At 65.4% G+C, this 15,746-nt stretch carries 18 protein-coding genes and 1 pseudogene; 14 read left to right on the top strand and 5 right to left on the bottom strand.

Annotation, left to right across the window (positions count from 1 at the left end; translation table 11 throughout):
- Position 1: 1 nt before the first annotated feature.
- Together K678_RS08310 and rpmE are read right to left on the bottom strand one after the other, a co-directional pair.
- Positions 2 to 1,765: an adenylate/guanylate cyclase domain-containing protein gene (locus tag K678_RS08310; RefSeq protein WP_021132013.1), complete on the bottom strand. Its 1,764-nt coding sequence runs from the start codon at positions 1,763 to 1,765 to the stop codon at positions 2 to 4.
- A gap of 145 nt (positions 1,766 to 1,910) precedes the next feature.
- Positions 1,911 to 2,141, bottom strand: coding sequence for a 50S ribosomal protein L31 (gene rpmE / locus K678_RS08305; protein WP_002727010.1), 231 nt, complete (start codon positions 2,139 to 2,141; stop codon positions 1,911 to 1,913).
- Between the two features lie 126 nt (positions 2,142 to 2,267).
- Between rpmE and cyaY the strand changes: the two genes are divergently transcribed.
- Positions 2,268 to 2,576: an iron donor protein CyaY gene (cyaY, locus tag K678_RS08300; RefSeq protein WP_021132012.1), complete on the top strand. Its 309-nt coding sequence runs from the start codon at positions 2,268 to 2,270 to the stop codon at positions 2,574 to 2,576.
- Between the two features lie 3 nt (positions 2,577 to 2,579).
- On the opposite strand, the gene tyrS is transcribed toward cyaY, so the two are convergent.
- Positions 2,580 to 3,830 (bottom strand): tyrosine--tRNA ligase, encoded by a 1,251-nt coding sequence (gene tyrS / locus K678_RS08295; protein WP_021132011.1) that lies wholly within the window; start codon positions 3,828 to 3,830, stop codon positions 2,580 to 2,582.
- A gap of 77 nt (positions 3,831 to 3,907) precedes the next feature.
- On the opposite strand from tyrS, the gene K678_RS08290 reads away from it, so the two are divergent.
- Together K678_RS08290 and K678_RS08285 are read left to right on the top strand one after the other, a co-directional pair.
- A complete protein-coding gene (locus K678_RS08290; protein WP_021132010.1) occupies positions 3,908 to 4,975 on the top strand; it encodes an anhydro-N-acetylmuramic acid kinase in 1,068 nt (355 codons plus the stop codon).
- A gap of 14 nt (positions 4,976 to 4,989) precedes the next feature.
- The gene (locus K678_RS08285; RefSeq protein WP_021132009.1) at positions 4,990 to 5,313 is read left to right on the top strand and encodes a hypothetical protein; all 324 of its coding nucleotides are present in this window, start codon (positions 4,990 to 4,992) and stop codon (positions 5,311 to 5,313) included.
- 71 nt (positions 5,314 to 5,384) lie between these two features.
- Here K678_RS08285 and K678_RS08280 read toward each other — a convergent pair whose 3' ends face one another.
- A complete protein-coding gene (locus K678_RS08280) occupies positions 5,385 to 6,074 on the bottom strand; it encodes an alpha/beta hydrolase (RefSeq protein WP_021132008.1) in 690 nt (229 codons plus the stop codon).
- Between the two features lie 211 nt (positions 6,075 to 6,285).
- On the opposite strand from K678_RS08280, the gene cysE reads away from it, so the two are divergent.
- The 11 genes from cysE (at position 6,286) to K678_RS08225 (ending at position 15,601) form a co-directional block, all read left to right on the top strand.
- Positions 6,286 to 7,080: a serine O-acetyltransferase gene (cysE, locus tag K678_RS08275; protein WP_021132007.1), complete on the top strand. Its 795-nt coding sequence runs from the start codon at positions 6,286 to 6,288 to the stop codon at positions 7,078 to 7,080.
- Complete coding sequence (locus tag K678_RS08270; RefSeq protein ID WP_021132006.1) at positions 7,077 to 7,550, top strand: Rrf2 family transcriptional regulator; 474 nt, start codon at positions 7,077 to 7,079, stop codon at positions 7,548 to 7,550. The genes cysE and K678_RS08270 overlap by 4 nt, the downstream gene beginning before the upstream one ends.
- 39 nt (positions 7,551 to 7,589) lie before the next feature.
- Positions 7,590 to 8,735, top strand: coding sequence for a cysteine desulfurase family protein (locus K678_RS08265; RefSeq protein ID WP_021132005.1), 1,146 nt, complete (start codon positions 7,590 to 7,592; stop codon positions 8,733 to 8,735).
- Between the two features lie 28 nt (positions 8,736 to 8,763).
- A complete protein-coding gene (locus tag K678_RS08260; RefSeq protein WP_039852529.1) occupies positions 8,764 to 10,032 on the top strand; it encodes an IscS subfamily cysteine desulfurase in 1,269 nt (422 codons plus the stop codon).
- Between the two features lie 80 nt (positions 10,033 to 10,112).
- The gene (iscU, locus tag K678_RS08255; protein ID WP_021132003.1) at positions 10,113 to 10,517 is read left to right on the top strand and encodes a Fe-S cluster assembly scaffold IscU; all 405 of its coding nucleotides are present in this window, start codon (positions 10,113 to 10,115) and stop codon (positions 10,515 to 10,517) included.
- A gap of 60 nt (positions 10,518 to 10,577) precedes the next feature.
- Positions 10,578 to 10,913, top strand: coding sequence for a HesB/IscA family protein (locus K678_RS08250; RefSeq protein WP_021132002.1), 336 nt, complete (start codon positions 10,578 to 10,580; stop codon positions 10,911 to 10,913).
- A gap of 16 nt (positions 10,914 to 10,929) precedes the next feature.
- Positions 10,930 to 11,550: a Fe-S protein assembly co-chaperone HscB gene (gene hscB, locus K678_RS08245; RefSeq protein WP_021132001.1), complete on the top strand. Its 621-nt coding sequence runs from the start codon at positions 10,930 to 10,932 to the stop codon at positions 11,548 to 11,550.
- Positions 11,551 to 13,440: a Fe-S protein assembly chaperone HscA gene (hscA, locus tag K678_RS08240; RefSeq protein ID WP_021132000.1), complete on the top strand. Its 1,890-nt coding sequence runs from the start codon at positions 11,551 to 11,553 to the stop codon at positions 13,438 to 13,440.
- Positions 13,441 to 13,467: 27 nt separating this feature from the next.
- The gene (locus tag K678_RS08235) at positions 13,468 to 13,806 is read left to right on the top strand and encodes a ferredoxin family 2Fe-2S iron-sulfur cluster binding protein (RefSeq protein WP_002727038.1); all 339 of its coding nucleotides are present in this window, start codon (positions 13,468 to 13,470) and stop codon (positions 13,804 to 13,806) included.
- 106 nt (positions 13,807 to 13,912) lie between these two features.
- On the top strand, positions 13,913 to 15,013 hold the full coding sequence (gene mnmA, locus K678_RS08230) for a tRNA 2-thiouridine(34) synthase MnmA (RefSeq protein ID WP_196802558.1): 1,101 nt from the start codon (positions 13,913 to 13,915) through the stop codon (positions 15,011 to 15,013).
- Between the two features lie 231 nt (positions 15,014 to 15,244).
- The gene (locus K678_RS08225) at positions 15,245 to 15,601 is read left to right on the top strand and encodes a helix-turn-helix domain-containing protein (protein ID WP_021131998.1); all 357 of its coding nucleotides are present in this window, start codon (positions 15,245 to 15,247) and stop codon (positions 15,599 to 15,601) included.
- Here the strand turns inward: K678_RS08225 and K678_RS19025 are convergent.
- Positions 15,566 to 15,746: pseudogene (locus tag K678_RS19025) on the bottom strand (tRNA epoxyqueuosine(34) reductase QueG); the annotation flags it as partial. The gene K678_RS08225 and the pseudogene K678_RS19025 overlap by 36 nt on opposite strands.

Raw genomic sequence — 15,746 nt, 5'->3', positions numbered from 1 at the left:
TTTAGCGCCAGACCACATCCCACAACGGGATTTTTTCACGAAATCCCTTCAGGGCGAAGCTTCCGGCGCTGTCGAACGCGCCGCCCTTGCCCGAGGCGAGGTCTTTGACCACCGTCGTGCACAAGGTGCGGTCGGACTGGGTCGCGGCGCAGACCCGGGCGGCCAGCTGAACCGTAACCCCGAACAGATCGTCTTCTTCCTGAATCGGCTCACCCGCATTCAGGCCGATCCGCAAATGCAGCGGCAAATTGGGTTGCCCGGCATTGTGGGCGGCGACTTCGCGATGAATCTGGATCGAGGCTTCGACCGCGTTGGCGGCCGAGGCGAACGAGGCCATGATCCCGTCGCCGGTATGCTTGATCTCCTTGCCAGAGAATTGGGCCAGGCTGGTGCGGACAATCGCGTTATGGCGGCGGACGATTTCCTGGGCGGCAACGTCGCCCCGGGCCTGGGTCATGTCGGTCGAGCCGACCATGTCGGTAAACATCACCGTCATGATCGAGGCCTTCTTCTCGGTGGCGGGACGGTTCCAATCGCGCAGGATCGACAGCAGCACCGAATGGACCCCGTGGGCGTCGCCCAGCTCCAATGTCTCGATCCCGGCCCGCCCGGCCTGGATCAGCCGCATGTAACGCGGCTCCATCATATATTCGCCCATCCGCGCCTCGAAGCCGGCGGCCATGTCGGGCGAGGCGTCAAGCCGGTTGAACGCATGGGCGAGCAGGCGACGGCGGGTGGCGTCATCGAGACGGCGCGATTCGGCCAAGGCCCCCACCGCACCGGCCATATACAGGTTCAGGGCGAACCGCTGGTACTGGTCGAACGCCATCCCGCTTGTCTTCGCGGCACGGATCGCACCGTCGAGAAAGCGGTCGCACAGTTCGGTCGCGGCATCCTTGACGGGCGGGACCGGCGGAGCGGCGGGCGCAGGACTTGGCGGCGGCGCAGCAGCAGGCACGACACTCGGCGCTTCGGGGGCCGAAGACGATTCGGCGGCGGGTTCGGACGGCTCGGACGCGGCCCCGAAATCGAAATCGAGCGGAAGGGGGACAACCGCCTTCGGGTCGTCCTCCCATCGGTCGGGGATCGTCGGCTCGGCCCCACCCTCGGCGGCGACGCGGGCGACCAGCTTGTTCAGCGACTTTTTCAGCTTGGGATCGGTACGGGGCGACATGGTGCCGCCCACCGGCCCCTTCGGCAGCAGCGCGTGGGTGGGGAGAAAGCGCAGCCCCAGCGGCACCGACACCAGCAGAACCACCAGGGTGAACAACACGGCCTGCAAATGGTTGTAATCGTCGGGAGTGATGCGGAAGCCGTAATTGTACAGCTCCAGCACGATCGTCTGCATCAGCCGCAGCGATACCAGCCCGAGACCGACCGCCGCGAGCAGGATCAGGGTAAACCGGGTCAGCACCGCGGCGGCGCTGCCGATCGAATTGTCCTTGGGCTTGGCACGATGGGGAGGGGCGGCCCGCATCCGGGCCTTGGGCGGCGGTGCGGCGCGGCGCGACGTCTTCCCCTTGGCCGGGGCCGCCGTCTGCTTGGGCGGTGGCGGGGCATTGCCGCTGATATAAACCTCGGCCTCGTCGAAGGCGTTGGTTTCGGTGTTATAGGTTTCTCGCAGGACCTTGACGCGCAGGCCCATGGAGACTTCAAGCTCGCGGGCCTCCTGCATCGCCTCGTCCCGGTCCAGCCGGGGATAGCGGGCGTGCAGCATCCATCCTCTGCTTTCGAGGACGTAGACCTCAAAGTGGACGATGATCATGATGCCCCAGACATCGTCAAATTCTAGGGCCGCGAGCCGGCCGCTTACTGATGTGCTCTACCCTTATTGGCGGATGAAGTCCACAGCAAACGAAACCGGCCGGCACAAGGCCGGCCGGTTGCCCGGTCGTGTCTGCGACCCGAACTTACGAGCTCGACTTAATGCCGAAACCCTCGAACCGCTTCTTGAACTTGGCGAGCTGCCCGCCGGTGTCCATCAGGCGGTGAACGCCCGTCCAAGCCGGATGAGACTTGGGGTCGATGTCAAGCCGGAGGATGTCGCCGGCCTTGCCCATCGTCGAGCGGGTCTTGAATTCAGTGCCGTCCGTCATGACCACGTTGATCTCGTGGTAATCGGGATGAATATTGTCCTTCATGGCCAGGTGCTCCGCAAATCGAAGGCGCTTCTATAACCAAAACGGGGGGGCGGTGCAAGCCATCCTTGACCCATAGGGGCCGATGAGGAGTAGCATTAATGCCCCCATGATGCCTGGAGAGCCCGTATGAGCCTGGAAGAAAGCCATTTTATCGCCCTGGCCGACCCGCTGCTCGAACGCCTTGCCGAGGCGATCGAGGATGGCCGCGACGATGCCGATGCCGATCTTGAGGGCGGCGTGCTGACCGTCACCCTCGATAACGGCGGCACCTACATCATCAACAAGCAGACCCCGAACCGCGAAATCTGGGTAGCCTCGCCCAAAAGCGGCGCCCACCATTTCGTGTGGCGCGACGAGCGCTGGGTCTCGACCCGAGACCCAGCGCTCGCGCTGCTGCCGCTGTTGTCGGCCGAACTGGGCGTTGCCCTTTCGTAACGGCTAAACCGCCCGGACCAGCACGATCCGCTTTTTGCCGGCGGCCAGCTTCAGCACGCCGCCGGTCAGATCGGACAGGGTTACCGGGCGGGTTTCGTCCTCGATCACCGCATCGTTGAGACGCGCCCCACCGCCCTTGATCAGCCGCTTGGCCTCGCCGTTCGAGGCGACCAGCCCGGTCTTCACCAGCAAGGCAAAGACGGGCAGCCCGGCGGCGAACTCGGCCGAAGCCAGTTCGATCGTCGGCAGCGAGTCGGCCGAGACACCTTCCTCGAAGGTCTTGCGTGCGGTCTCGGCGGCCAGAGCCGCCGCCTCGTCCCCGTGGGCCAGCCGGGTGACCTCGCCCGCCAGGATCTTCTTCGCCTCGTTGATCTCGGCCCCCTGAAGCGCCTCCAGCCGGGCGATCTCGTCGAGCGGGAGTTCGGTGTAAAGGCGCAGGAAGCGGCCGACATCGGCATCTTCGGTGTTGCGCCAGTACTGCCAGAACTCCCACGGGTTCAGCATGTCGGCATTGAGCCACACCGCGCCGTTGGCGGTCTTGCCCATCTTCGCCCCCGAGCTGGTGGTCAGCAGCGGGCTGGTCAGACCGAACAGTTCGGCCTGATGGACCCGACGCCCCAGTTCGACGCCGTTGACGATATTGCCCCACTGGTCCGATCCGCCCATCTGGAGGCAGCAGCCCAGCCGCGTCCACAATTCGGCGTAATCGTAGGCCTGAAGGATCATGTAGTTGAATTCGAAGAAGGTCATCGCCTGTTCGCGTTCAAGCCGCATCCGCACCGAATCGAACGTCAACATCCGATTGATGGTGAAGTGGCGGCCGAAATCCCGCAAAAACGCGATATAATTCAGCGAGTCCAGCCAATCGGCATTATTGACCATCACCGCGTCGGTGTTACCCGTGCCAAAGGTCAGGTAGCGGTCGAACACCGAGCGAATTCCGGCGATGTTGTCGGCAATGTCGGCGTCGGACAACATCTTGCGGGCGTCATCGCGTCCGGTGGGATCGCCGACGCGGGTGGTGCCGCCGCCCATCAACACGACCGGCTTGTTGCCGGTCTTCTGCCACCAACGCAGCAACATGATCTGCATCAGCGAGCCGACATGCAGGCTCCGCGCGGTGGCGTCGAACCCGATATAGCCCGCCGCACTCCCCTGACTCAGGCGCAGATCCAGACCGTCGAGGTCGGTGCATTGATGGAGGTAACCGCGTTCGACGACGACGCGAAGGAAATCCGAAGTGGGAGTGCTCATGGCCGCTGATCCGCTTGCTGCCGAAAGCTCGCTCGTTTATCACAATCGGGCTGCGGCGACAATGCGAGGGGAACACAATGCTGGCGCTCGGATTAATGAGCGGTACCTCCCTTGACGGGATCGATGCCGCTCTTATCGAAACCGATGGAAAGACCGTCGCCCATTTCGGCCCCGCTTTGACCCTGCCCTATCCCGAGCCGGTGCGGACCGCCCTGCGCGCCGCCGCGCTGGGCGAAGGCCCGGTCGAACCCGCCGAAGCCGAGATGACCCGCCTCCACGCCGAGGCGGTCGCCCGCCTGCTGGATCAGGCCGGGCTTGGCCCCGACGCCATCGGGGTGATCGGCTTTCACGGCCACACCCTGTCGCACCGCCCCGACCAGGGCCACACCCACCAGATCGGCGACGGCGCCTGGCTGGCTGCCACCACCGGCATCCGTGTCGTCAATGATTTCCGCACCGCCGACGTCGCCGCCGGAGGCCAGGGGGCACCGCTGGTGCCGGTGTTCCACCGTGCCCTGGCCACCGGGATCGAAGCGCCGCTGGCCGTGCTCAATCTCGGCGGGGTCGGCAACGTCACCTGGATCGGTGAAGACGGTGCGATGTGCGCATTCGACACCGGCCCCGGCAACGCCCTGATCGACGATTGGGCCCAAACCCATACCGGCCAGCCGGTCGATCTCGACGGCGCGCTGGCCGCCGCCGGACGGGTCGATCTCGACCGCGTTGCGGTGTTCCTGTCCGACCCCTGGTTTGATCTGGCCCCGCCGAAATCGCTCGACCGCGACGATTTTGCCCGGCTGGCGGCGAAGCTGACGCGGGGATTGTCGCCCGCCGATGGAGCGGCGACCCTGACCGCCTTTACCGCCGCCGCCGTTGGAGCCGCCCAGATGCATCTGCCTCAGCCGCCGCGCCAATGGCTGATCACCGGCGGCGGGCGGCACAATCCGGTGCTGATGCTGGCGTTGCGCCAAGTGCTGGAGGTCGATGTTCGCCCGGTTGAAACGGTCGGCTGGAACGGCGATGCGCTGGAAGCCCAAGCGTTCGGTTTTCTGGCGGCGCGGGTTCTGGCCGGGCTGCCCACCACCTTCCCCTCGACCACCGGCGTCCCGGAACCACTCGGCGGCGGCCGGATTTTTACCCCCTGACGGAGTCTTTCGCGATGATGCGCCTTGTCTTTGCCGTCGCTTGCCTGATCGTCCTGGCGGTTCCCTCCGCCCACGCCGACCGCGACACCGCCCTGGCCGCAATCCGCGCCACCCCCCGCGTGCTCGATGCCCAGATCGATGACCGTGGCAATCTGTGGGCGATGGTGAAAAACGATCAGATCAGTTGGAACCAGTACGCCGCGCTACTGTGCGTCGTCGTCCGCCCGCATCAGGCGCGGGTGTTCACCGCCCGGGTGGTTGACGTCACCTCGGTCGGGCGGGGGCGCAAAAGTTCGGAATGGACCGTACTGGCTCAGGCCGATTGCAGCGCGCTCTGAGCCGGTAACGGACAGGTTTCCCCCCTCTCCCACGCTGCGGCGGACAAGAGAGGGGGCAAACAGCCTTAGCGTCAGCTCATCGCCGCGGCGAGTTCCGGCACCGGAACCGGAGCGACCTGACGCTCGGGCGCAACGTCGGCCAGATAGGATTCGACGATCCCACCCAATTGGTCGAGCTGAGACCCGAAGAAGTGGTTAGCCCCTTCGATGGTGCGATAGCCGACCCGGATATTGCGCTGGGTCGCCAATTTCGCCGCCAGCTTGGCAACGCTGGCTTCGGGGACCAGATCGTCGGCGGTGCCGTGAACGATCAGGCCCGACGAGGGACAGGGGGCGAGGAAGGTAAAGTCGAACACGTTGGCCGGAGGCGCGACCGAAACGAATCCGTCGATCTCGGGACGCCGCATCAGCAACTGCATTGCAATCCACGCCCCGAACGAAAAGCCGCCGACCCAGCAGGCCGACGCGTTGGGGTTGAAAGACTGCATCCAGTCCAGCGCCGAGGCCGCATCGGACAGTTCGCCCTGGCCGTTGTCGAACTTGCCCTGGCTGCGCCCGACGCCGCGAAAATTAAACCGTAAGGTCGAAAACCCCCGCCGCACGAAAGCGTGGTACAGGGCATAGACCACCTTGTTGTTCATCGTTCCGCCGTGCTGCGGATGGGGATGAAGCAACAGCGCCAACGGCGCGTTCGGCGACTTCCCGTGATGATAGCGCCCCTCCAGACGTCCGTCCGGTCCGTTGAAAATCACTTCAGGCATGGTTCACCGCAATCATCTCCCAGCCCCGCTGACACTCGATATCCGAGTATTCGAATCGGGGAAAAATACACAAAAACCATCGGCCGGCCGGCCAAACTTGACCTGCCTTGTCGGACATAATATAGTCCGCTGCGATGAGCTGGCGCGCCGGATGGTCTGTCCCCCGACGGCCGGACCGGCCGTCGGGGCGTAGATTAACATATTGAGAGCTATGATTTTCAAGAGGCTTCGAGAAGACATCGAATCGATCCGCCTGCGCGATCCCGCCGCCCATTCCCGGCTCGAGGTCCTGCTGTGCTACCCTGGCCTGCACGCGGTGACCATTCACCGCATCTCCCACTGGTGCTGGACCCGGGGAGCGCGGGTGCTGGGGCGGTTCATCTCCCATCTGGGACGGTTGTTCACCGGGATCGAGATTCACCCCGGTGCAATCGTCGGCCGGCGGCTGTTCATCGACCATGGCACCGGCGTCGTGATCGGCGAGACCGCGGTGATCGGTTCGGACGTCACGCTCTATCACGGCGTCACCCTGGGTGGCACCTCGCTGCACAGCGGCAAGCGTCACCCGACGCTGGATGATGGCGTGATCGTCGGATCGGGTGCCCAGGTGCTGGGCCCGATCACCGTCGGCAAGGGTGCCCGGATCGGAGCCAACGCAGTGGTGCTGACCGACGTCCCCCCCGGCGTGACGATGGTCGGCATCCCGGCCCGGATGGCAATGCGGCGCAGCAAAGACCCCGAGTTCTGCGCCTATGGACTGCCGGGCGAATCCCTGCCCGACCCGGTGATCCGCGCTATCGACAGCCTGCGCGGTCAGATCGCCGGTCTGGTCGAGCGGGTCACCGAACTGGAAACCGAACTGCATGGACATCCGACGCTCGGCTGCGCTCGGCTGCCCCATCTGGTCGGCGGCGAACCGACCGTGCCCGGAACCGGGCCGGATCACACGCGGCCGGTCGGCAAAAGCCCGGACCAACCGGCACTGGAGCGGGAGACTGGATCATGAAACTCAGCACCAAGGGACGGTACGCCGTGATGGCGATGGTCGATCTCGCCAGCCACTCGCGCGGGAGCCCGGTGGCATTGGCCGATATCGCCGAACGCCAGGAAATCTCGTTGTCGTATCTCGAACAATTGTTCGGGAAGCTGCGCAAGGGCGGGCTGGTCAAAAGCGTGCGCGGCCCCGGCGGCGGCTATCTGCTGGCCCGGATCGCGCAGCAGACCCGCGTCTCCGACATTATTCTGGCGGTCGATGAGCCGATCCAGACCACCCGATGCTCGCCCGGCACTCCGGCCGGCTGTCATAACAACAAGGGCCGCTGCCTGACCCACGATCTGTGGGAGGAACTGGGCAACCAGATTTATCTCTATCTCAGTTCGGTTTCCCTCCATGACATTTGCGAACGCCGCATTCTGGGGAGTTCGGGAATGTTCCATGGCGGCGACCGCCCCGGCACCATCGCGGCAGCCGAATAACGCAGCCAGCGCGACGAAAACGGAAGGATGCGCGCGCCGATGAGCGGCACCGCTTATCTTGACTATAATTCCGGCGCTCCGCTGCGCCCCGCCGTGGCGGCGGCGATCGCGGAATGCTGGGCCGAAGCGGGCAACCCCTCCTCGATCCACGGGCCGGGCCGGGCGGCACGCAAACGGCTGGAAACCGCGCGTGCCCAGGTCGCCGCCCTGGTCGGGGCCGATCCGCACGGCCTGATCTTTACCTCGGGCGGGACCGAGGCCGACGCCCTGATCCTGGCGGGCAGCGGGGCCCGGCGCCTGATCGTCTCGGCGATCGAACATCCCGCCATCGCCGAACCGGCCGAACGCGCCGGGGCCGCTTTTATTCCGGTCGGGGCCGACGGCCTGATCGACCTTGCCGCACTCGACCGCCTGCTAGGCGAGGACACGCGCCCGGCGCTGGTGTCGGTGATGCTGGCCAACAACGAAACCGGGGTGATCCAGCCGGTGGCCGAAGCGGCCCGGCTGGCCCATGCCCACGGCGCCCGACTTCATTGCGACGCGGCCCAGGCCGCCGGGCGGACCCCGCTGTCGCTGACGGCGCTGGGTGCCGATTTCCTCACCCTCTCTGCCCATAAAATGGGCGGCCCTCCCGGAATCGGGGCGCTGGTGCTGGCCGATCCGACATTTCCCCTGGCACCCTTCTTGCTTGGAGGTGGTCAGGAAAGCCGCCGCCGGGCCGGAACCGAGAATTTGCCCGGTATTGTCGGGTTTGGGGCGTGCGCCACCTTGGTAGGGGATGATTTGAGCGATCCCACCACCACATTGAGATTGAGCGCGATGCGCGACCGATTGGAGCGCGCGGCGCTGACCCGTCTGCCCCAGGCGATCGCGGTCGGCGCGGCTTCGCCCCGGCTGAGCAACACGACCTGCCTCGCCTTGCCCGGCCTGCCCGGCCGAACTCAGGTGATGGCGCTCGACCTTGCCGGAGTAGCGGTCAGCGCCGGACCGGCTTGCGCCTCGGGGCGGCAAGAGGTCAGCCGGGTGCTGACGGCAATGGGCCTGGAGCCCGAGATCGCCGGGTCGGCGATCCGGATCAGCCTGGGCTGGGCCAGCCGCGAAGAGGACATCGACCGCTTTCTTGCCGCCTGGACCGATCTGGCCCGGCGCAAGGGGTTCACGATATCGCAGGCCGAAGCCGCCTGACGCACGATTTGAAGGAAGGATGAAACCGATGACAGCCCTCGGCCTCAAGACCACCCCGACCAACGCCGCGACCCCGGCACGGCGGCCCAATGTCCCGGTTTACCTCGATTATCAGGCCACCACGCCGTGCGATCCCCGCGTGGTCGAGGCGATGTTGCCCTGGTTCACCGAGAAATTCGGCAATCCGCATTCGCGCAATCACGCCTATGGCTGGGAAGCCGAGGAAGCGGTCGAGCAGGCCCGCGCCCAGATCGCCGCGCTGATCGGAGCCGATGCCAAGGAAATCATCTTCACCTCGGGCGCGACCGAATCGAACAATCTGGCGATCCGGGGCGTCGCGATGTTCCTGAAGGATCGCCGCAACCATATCGTCACCGTCTCGACCGAGCATAAATGCGTACTCGACACCTGCCGCCACCTCGAGCAGGAAGGGTTCGAGGTGACCTATCTGCCGGTCGGCACCAACGGGCTGATCGATCTGGCCGAGCTTGAGGCGGCGATCACCGACCGCACCGCGATCGTTTCGGTGATGGGGGTCAATAACGAGATCGGGGTGATCCAGCCGCTGGCCGAGATCGGCGCGCTGTGCCGGGCCAAGGGCGCCCACTTCCATTCCGATTGCGCCCAGGCGGTGGGGAAGATCCCGCTCGACGTCAACGCGATGAACATCGATCTGATGAGCATTTCCGGCCACAAGATTTATGGACCGAAGGGAATCGGCGCGCTCTATGTCCGCCGCCGCCCCCGCGTCCGGCTGGTGCCGATGATCCATGGCGGCGGCCAGGAACGCGGGATGCGTTCGGGCACCCTGGCGACGCCGCTGTGCGTCGGCCTCGGTCTGGCCTGCGCGCTGTCCCAGGCCGAGATGGTCGAGGAATCCAAGCGTCTGCTGGGCTTGCGCACCCGCCTGCTGGGCGGCCTGCAACAGCGTCTGCCCGAGATTTACGTCAATGGCGACCTTGACCACCGCGTCCCCGGCAACCTCAACATCTCGTTCGCCTTCGTCGAGGGCGAGGGGCTGATGATGGGGGTCAAGGGTCTGGCGGTGTCGTCCGGCTCGGCCTGCACTTCGGCCTCGCTCGAACCGTCCTATGTGCTGCGGGCACTGGGGCTGAATGCCGAAATGGCCCACACCTCGCTGCGGTTCGGCTTTGGCCGCTTCACCACCGACGAAGACATCTCCTATGCGATCGACCACATCGTCAGCGCGGTCGAGCATCTGCGCTCGCTCAGCCCGCTGTGGGAAATGCATCAGGAAGGGATTGATGTCAGCTCGGTGCAGTGGGCCGAGCATTAATCATCTCGCATCCCGTGCGGACGTGATATAGTTTGGAATCATTCCGGAGTGATCCTCCGGCCCGAAAAGGAAGACTCGTCATGGCATACAGCGACAAGGTCATCGACCATTACGAACATCCGCGCAATGTCGGATCGCTCGACAAGGAAGACGGCAACGTCGGCACCGGGCTGGTCGGCGCCCCGGCCTGCGGCGACGTGATGAAGCTTCAGATCAAGGTCAGCGCCGAGGGCATCATCGAGGACGCCAAGTTTAAGACCTTCGGCTGCGGCTCGGCGATCGCGTCAAGCTCGCTGGTCACCGAATGGGTCAAGGGCAAGACCCTCGACGAGGCCGGTCAGATCAAGAATACCGACATCGCCCAGGAACTGGCCTTGCCCCCGGTCAAGATTCATTGTTCCGTGCTGGCCGAAGATGCGATCAAGGCCGCCATCGCCGATTACAAGCGCAAGGCCGGCAAGGACGACAGCGCGGCAGCCGAATAGGCTGCCCGCCGCCCACCCCGGCTTTTGGACCACCGCGTTTCCATCCTTGAGGATACCCCCATGCCCGCTGCTCCACTGACCATCACCGACGCCGCCGCGACCCGTGTCCAGGCCCTTCTCGACAAGCGCGGCAAGCCGTCGGCCGGGATTCGCATCGGGGTGCGTTCGAAGGGCTGCTCCGGCCTGTCCTACACCCTGGAATTCGCCGACGAGCGGACGCCCTATGACGAGATCGTCGAACATAACGGCGTCACCGTCCTGATCGATCCCAAGGCGACGATGTTCATCCTTGGCACCGAAATGGACTTCGTCGAGGACAAGATGCAGTCCGGCTTCGTCTTCCGCAACCCGAACGAGAAAGGTCGCTGCGGCTGTGGGGAATCCTTCCACGTCTGAGGGGCGAGGACCGACGATGAACCATCCCGCCTCCGCGATCGCCCCCTGCTGGTCCTGCAAGGGCCCTGTCGCGTCCCGCGCCCTGTTCTGTTCGGTCTGCGGCGCGGTGCAGGGGCCGGGCGTTGTCGATCATTATACCCGGCTGGGGCTGCCGCGTTCGTTCGATATCGATCAGGACGCGCTGGAACGCCAATATCTCGGCCTGCAACGGCGGGTTCATCCCGACCGCTTTGCCTCGAAATCGCCGCGTGAAAAGGCGCTGTCGCAGGCGCAGGCCACCGCGCTCAACGACGCCCATGACACGCTGAAGGACCCGCTCCGCCGCGCCGCCTATCTGCTCGGCCTGCTGGGAAGCCCGGTCGATCTGACCGCTTGCGGCACCATCAACGACCGCGCCCTGCTGATGGAGCAGATGGAGATGCGCGAGGCGCTGGCCGAGGCCGAGACCCGTGAGCGGGTCGCGCAATTGGCAATGGAGGCCGAATCGGCGATGATCGCCTGCCAGTGCGGCATTTCCGCCGCCTTCAACGCCAACGACCTCGATCAGGCCGGTCATCTGGCCATCCGGCTGAAATATCTGTCCCGCCTCGCCGAAGAGGCCCGGGCCAAGAAAACCCGCATCACAAGGACGCCCTGAATGCTGTTGCAGTTGCACGAACCCGGCGAGAGCCCTGCTCCGCATGAGCAGGATCGCGGCCTTGCCGTCGGCATCGATCTCGGCACCACCAATTCGGTGGTGGCTCTGGCTCAGGGCGGCGTGGTCGAAGTGCTCCGCGACGACGACGGTCAGGCGCTGATCCCCTCGGTGGTTCAGTATGACGAGGACGGCAGTGTGATCGTCGGGCGCGAAGCGCGCCGGATGATCCTGGAAAAGCCGGAACAGGTGGTCAGTTCGGTCAAGCGGCTGATGGGGCGCGGGATCGAGGATTTGAAATCGCTGGCGGGCACCCTGCCCTTCCGGCTCGACAGCGCCGCCGAGGGCGGCATGGTCCGGCTGCGCGTCGCCGGGCGGACGCTGACCCCGGTCGAGGTCTCGGCCGACATCCTGCGCGCGCTTCGCGCCCGTGCCGAAGCGGCCCAGGGCAAAGAGGTCGATCGCGCCGTCATCACCGTGCCCGCTTATTTCGACGATGCCGCCCGCACCGCGACCAAGGACGCCGCCCGCCTGGCCGGGCTCGAGGTGCTGCGTCTGGTCAACGAACCGACCGCCGCCGCGCTGGCCTATGGGCTCGATCACGGGGCTGAGGGATTGTACGCCGTCTATGATCTGGGCGGCGGCACCTTCGATTTGTCGATCCTACGGATGGAAAAGGGCGTGTTCCAGGTTCGCGCCACCGGCGGCGACGCCGCGCTGGGCGGCGACGATATCGACCATGCCGTAGCCGAGCATTTCCTGGCCGAGCGCGCCGCGACCCGAGGCGACGTCACCCTGACCGAGGGCGAGGTGATGCAGGCCCTGGCCGCCGCCCGCGTCGCCAAGGAATGCCTGTCGACCCAGCGCGAGGGTGACTGGATGATCGAGGTCGGCGGCATCGCCACCCGCCACACCCTTTCGCGTGAAACGCTGGACGCACTGGCCGCGCCGTGGCTCGACCGGACCGTCGCGATCTGCCGTCAGGTGATCGAAGATGCCGGGATCGACGTCGCCGATATCCAGGGCGTGGTGCTGGTCGGCGGTTCGACCCGGATGCCGCTGGTCCGCAGCTCGGTCAAGGCGCTGTTCGGCCGCGATCCGCTCGCCGACATCAATCCCGACGAAGTCGTCGCCGTCGGCGCGGCGTTGCAGGCCGAGGCGCTGACCGCCGGGTCCGATACCCTGCTGCTCGACGTTACCCCGCTGTCGCTGGGGATCGAGACGATGGGCGGCATCGTCGAAAAGCTGATCCCGCGCAACACCCCGATTCCGGTGGCGATGGCCCAGGAATTCACCACCTATCAGGACGGCCAGACGGCGATGACGATCCACGTCGTCCAGGGCGAACGCGAGATGGTCGATCAGAACCGCTCGCTCGCCCGCTTTGTCCTGCGCGGCATCCCGCCGATGGCCGCCGGAGCGGCGCGCATTCGTGTGACCTTCACCGTCGATGCCGATGGTCTGCTGACCGTCACCGCCAGCGAGGGCAGCACCGGGATCGAACAGCAGGTCGCGGTCAAGCCGTCCTATGGCCTGACCGAGGACGAAATGGCGACGATGCTGCGGGATTCGCTCGAACATGCCCGCGAGGACATGGACAACCGCCTGCTGGCCGAAACCGTCGTCGAAGCCCGCCGCTCGGTGCTGGCGGTCCAGGCGGCGCTGGGGGTCGATTCCGACCTCTTGTCCGCGGACGAGCGAAAGGGTATCGATGCGGCTATCGCCGAGGTCGAGCGCACCATCGCTTTGTCCGACCGCGACGCCGTCACCGCCGCGATGGACGCGTTGGAGGCGGCAACCAAGATCTTCGCCGAACGGCGGATGGATCGCGGTATCCGTCAGGCTTTGGCCGGGGTCGCGATCGATTCGCTTGACGACGCCATCGGCGGCTAACTCTTTTCGGATAAAGGCACGCGTCCCATGCCCAAACTGACATTCATCAATCCCGACGGCTCGCGCACCGAGGTCGATGCCGCCGAAGGCCTGTCGGTGATGGAAGCCGCCCACCGCAATCACGTCGATCTGGAAGGGGCCTGCGAGGGCTCGCTGGCCTGTTCGACCTGCCATGTCGTCGTCGCCAAGGAATGGTACGACAAGATTCCGCCCGCCAGCGAAGACGAAGAGGACATGCTCGATCTCGCGTTCGGGCTGACCGCGACCTCGCGGCTGGGCTGCCAGATCATCGTCACCAAGGAGATGGACGGGCTGACCGTCACCCTGCCCGCCGCGACCCGCAACATGATGGTCGGCAAGAAATAGTCCACCCCCTGGACCTCTCACGGGGGCGGCCCGGCCCCGGTGAGAGCGGGGCGGCCCCCGGACCGCGCCCGCAACAGAACGAATCCGCGCCATGCCGTCTTCCGGCCTGAACAGCCTCGACATCGCCAAACCGCCCCACGCCACCCGCGTCGTGGTGGCGATGTCGGGTGGCGTCGATTCCTCGGCAACGGCGGCGCTGCTGCTCGAACAGGGCTATGATGTCGTCGGGGTGACGCTGCGGCTGCACGATCCCGGCCCCGCCGCGATCGGCTGCTGTGGCGGGCGCGATCTGCACGACGCCCGCGCCGTCGCCGACCAATTGGGCATTCCTCATTACGTCCACGACCTTGAAGCCGAGTTCAAGCGCGACGTCATCGCCCCCTTCGCCGCCGCTTATGCCGCCGGGCGGACCCCGGTGCCGTGCATCGAATGCAATCGCACCGTCAAGTTCCGCGATCTGCTGGCCCTAGCCCGCGATCTCGGCGGCGATGCCCTGGTCACCGGCCATTATGTCCGCCGCCGCCAGGGCGTGGACGGGCCGGAAATGCTGCGTGGCCGCGACCCCGCCCGCGACCAAAGCTATTTCCTGTTCGCCACCACCCGCGAGCAGCTCGATTTCCTCCGCTTTCCGCTGGGCGACATCGAAAACAAGACCGAGACCCGCGCCATCGCCGCCCGTCACGGTCTGACCGTCGCCGCCAAGCCCGACAGCCAGGACATCTGCTTCGTCCCCGATGGCGACCACACCCGGATTGTCGCAACCTTGTGTCCCGAGGCGGTTCGCCCCGGCGACATCGTCGATCGCGACGGAAAGGTACTGGGCCACCACCCCGGCATCATCCATTTCACCGTCGGTCAGCGGCGGGGTCTGGGGTTGGGCGGTGGGCCGCCGCTGTATGTGCTGGCGGTCGAGGCCGAGACCGCCCGGGTCATCGTCGGCCCCCGCGAAGCGCTCAATCAAAGCCGGGTGATGCTGTCCGGCTTCAACTGGCTAGGCGGGTCTGAAACAGAACTGGCAGTTGAGGTCCGGGTTCGCTCGACCCGGCCCCCTGTTCCGGCCCAATTACGACGTTTGGATAAGACATCCGCCGAGGTCAGACTGCTCCAACCGGAACAGGGCGTTGCCCCCGGCCAAGCCTGCGTTATTTATCAAGGCTCTAGAATGCTCGGCGGCGGCTGGATCGATCCGGCGAACGCGATCCTCTAACGCGATCTGAGTCTTGATCAATATACATAATACTTAAGATTCAAACTCTGCGTAGTATTACGGATTTCCACAGGTTGGGCAGTTTCGGGTTGCCCCCCTCAGGAATTCAGCCTATCTCAGCGGCAGGTGGTTATCACCCGCACCGGGTGCCGGACCCCAACTATCCATCCAATCCTGCCGACATATAGACCAAGTATTGCGGCGAGGATGAAGACGAGGCCCGAGTATATTATGAACCGTGCCAATGATATCGACCGTCACGTCGGAGCAAGAATTCGCGAGCGCCGCATTATGCTCGGGCTTTCTCAGCAGCAGATGGCTGACCTTATCGGTGTGACCTATCAGCAGGCCCACAAATACGAACGCGGCATCAACCGCATCTCTTCCGGCCGTTTGTACGAGATCGCCCAGGCGCTCTCCGTCCCGGTCAATTATTTCTTCGAGGGCATCGAGACCAATCGCGCGTCCGATCTGAATGCCCGTCAGAGAATGTGCCTGGAGTTGGCGCGGAATTTCGCGACCATCACCAACGAACGCCATCAGGAAGCGTTGTCACAGCTGGCTCGCGCTCTCGCCGCCGAGGGCTGAGGCAGCCCACGTCGCCATCTCGCGAACCTCCGCCGCCGGGTCGAGCTTCAAACGCTCGACCAGCGGCAGCAATTCGGTCCGGCCGCCATTGGCGATCGCGATCAACACGGTGGCGACAAAGCGATCCCGTCCGACCCGTTTGACC

The sequence above is a fragment of the Magnetospirillum fulvum MGU-K5 genome, from assembly GCF_000442515.1.
GTDB classification, from domain to species: Bacteria; Pseudomonadota; Alphaproteobacteria; order Rhodospirillales; family Magnetospirillaceae; genus Phaeospirillum; species Phaeospirillum fulvum_B.
This window is presented reverse-complemented; position numbering and strand designations above follow the sequence as displayed.

What these genes read in the sequence shown, in the direction of transcription:
- K678_RS08270 (WP_021132006.1), top strand. Translation starts at nt 7,077, where the DNA reads ATGAAACTCAGCACCAAGGGACGGTACGCCGTGATGGCGATGGTCGAT.
- K678_RS08250 (WP_021132002.1), top strand. Translation starts at nt 10,578, where the DNA reads ATGCCCGCTGCTCCACTGACCATCACCGACGCCGCCGCGACCCGTGTC.
- hscB (WP_021132001.1), top strand. Translation starts at nt 10,930, where the DNA reads ATGAACCATCCCGCCTCCGCGATCGCCCCCTGCTGGTCCTGCAAGGGC.
- K678_RS08265 (WP_021132005.1), top strand. Translation starts at nt 7,590, where the DNA reads ATGAGCGGCACCGCTTATCTTGACTATAATTCCGGCGCTCCGCTGCGC.
- K678_RS08290 (WP_021132010.1), top strand. Translation starts at nt 3,908, where the DNA reads ATGCTGGCGCTCGGATTAATGAGCGGTACCTCCCTTGACGGGATCGAT.
- K678_RS08310 (WP_021132013.1), bottom strand. Translation starts at nt 1,765, where the DNA reads ATGATCATCGTCCACTTTGAGGTCTACGTCCTCGAAAGCAGAGGATGG.
- iscU (WP_021132003.1), top strand. Translation starts at nt 10,113, where the DNA reads ATGGCATACAGCGACAAGGTCATCGACCATTACGAACATCCGCGCAAT.
- K678_RS08280 (WP_021132008.1), bottom strand. Translation starts at nt 6,074, where the DNA reads ATGCCTGAAGTGATTTTCAACGGACCGGACGGACGTCTGGAGGGGCGC.
- cyaY (WP_021132012.1), top strand. Translation starts at nt 2,268, where the DNA reads ATGAGCCTGGAAGAAAGCCATTTTATCGCCCTGGCCGACCCGCTGCTC.
- K678_RS08225 (WP_021131998.1), top strand. Translation starts at nt 15,245, where the DNA reads ATGAACCGTGCCAATGATATCGACCGTCACGTCGGAGCAAGAATTCGC.
- tyrS (WP_021132011.1), bottom strand. Translation starts at nt 3,830, where the DNA reads ATGAGCACTCCCACTTCGGATTTCCTTCGCGTCGTCGTCGAACGCGGT.
- K678_RS08285 (WP_021132009.1), top strand. Translation starts at nt 4,990, where the DNA reads ATGATGCGCCTTGTCTTTGCCGTCGCTTGCCTGATCGTCCTGGCGGTT.
- K678_RS08260 (WP_039852529.1), top strand. Translation starts at nt 8,764, where the DNA reads ATGACAGCCCTCGGCCTCAAGACCACCCCGACCAACGCCGCGACCCCG.
- K678_RS08235 (WP_002727038.1), top strand. Translation starts at nt 13,468, where the DNA reads ATGCCCAAACTGACATTCATCAATCCCGACGGCTCGCGCACCGAGGTC.
- cysE (WP_021132007.1), top strand. Translation starts at nt 6,286, where the DNA reads ATGATTTTCAAGAGGCTTCGAGAAGACATCGAATCGATCCGCCTGCGC.
- hscA (WP_021132000.1), top strand. Translation starts at nt 11,551, where the DNA reads ATGCTGTTGCAGTTGCACGAACCCGGCGAGAGCCCTGCTCCGCATGAG.
- rpmE (WP_002727010.1), bottom strand. Translation starts at nt 2,141, where the DNA reads ATGAAGGACAATATTCATCCCGATTACCACGAGATCAACGTGGTCATG.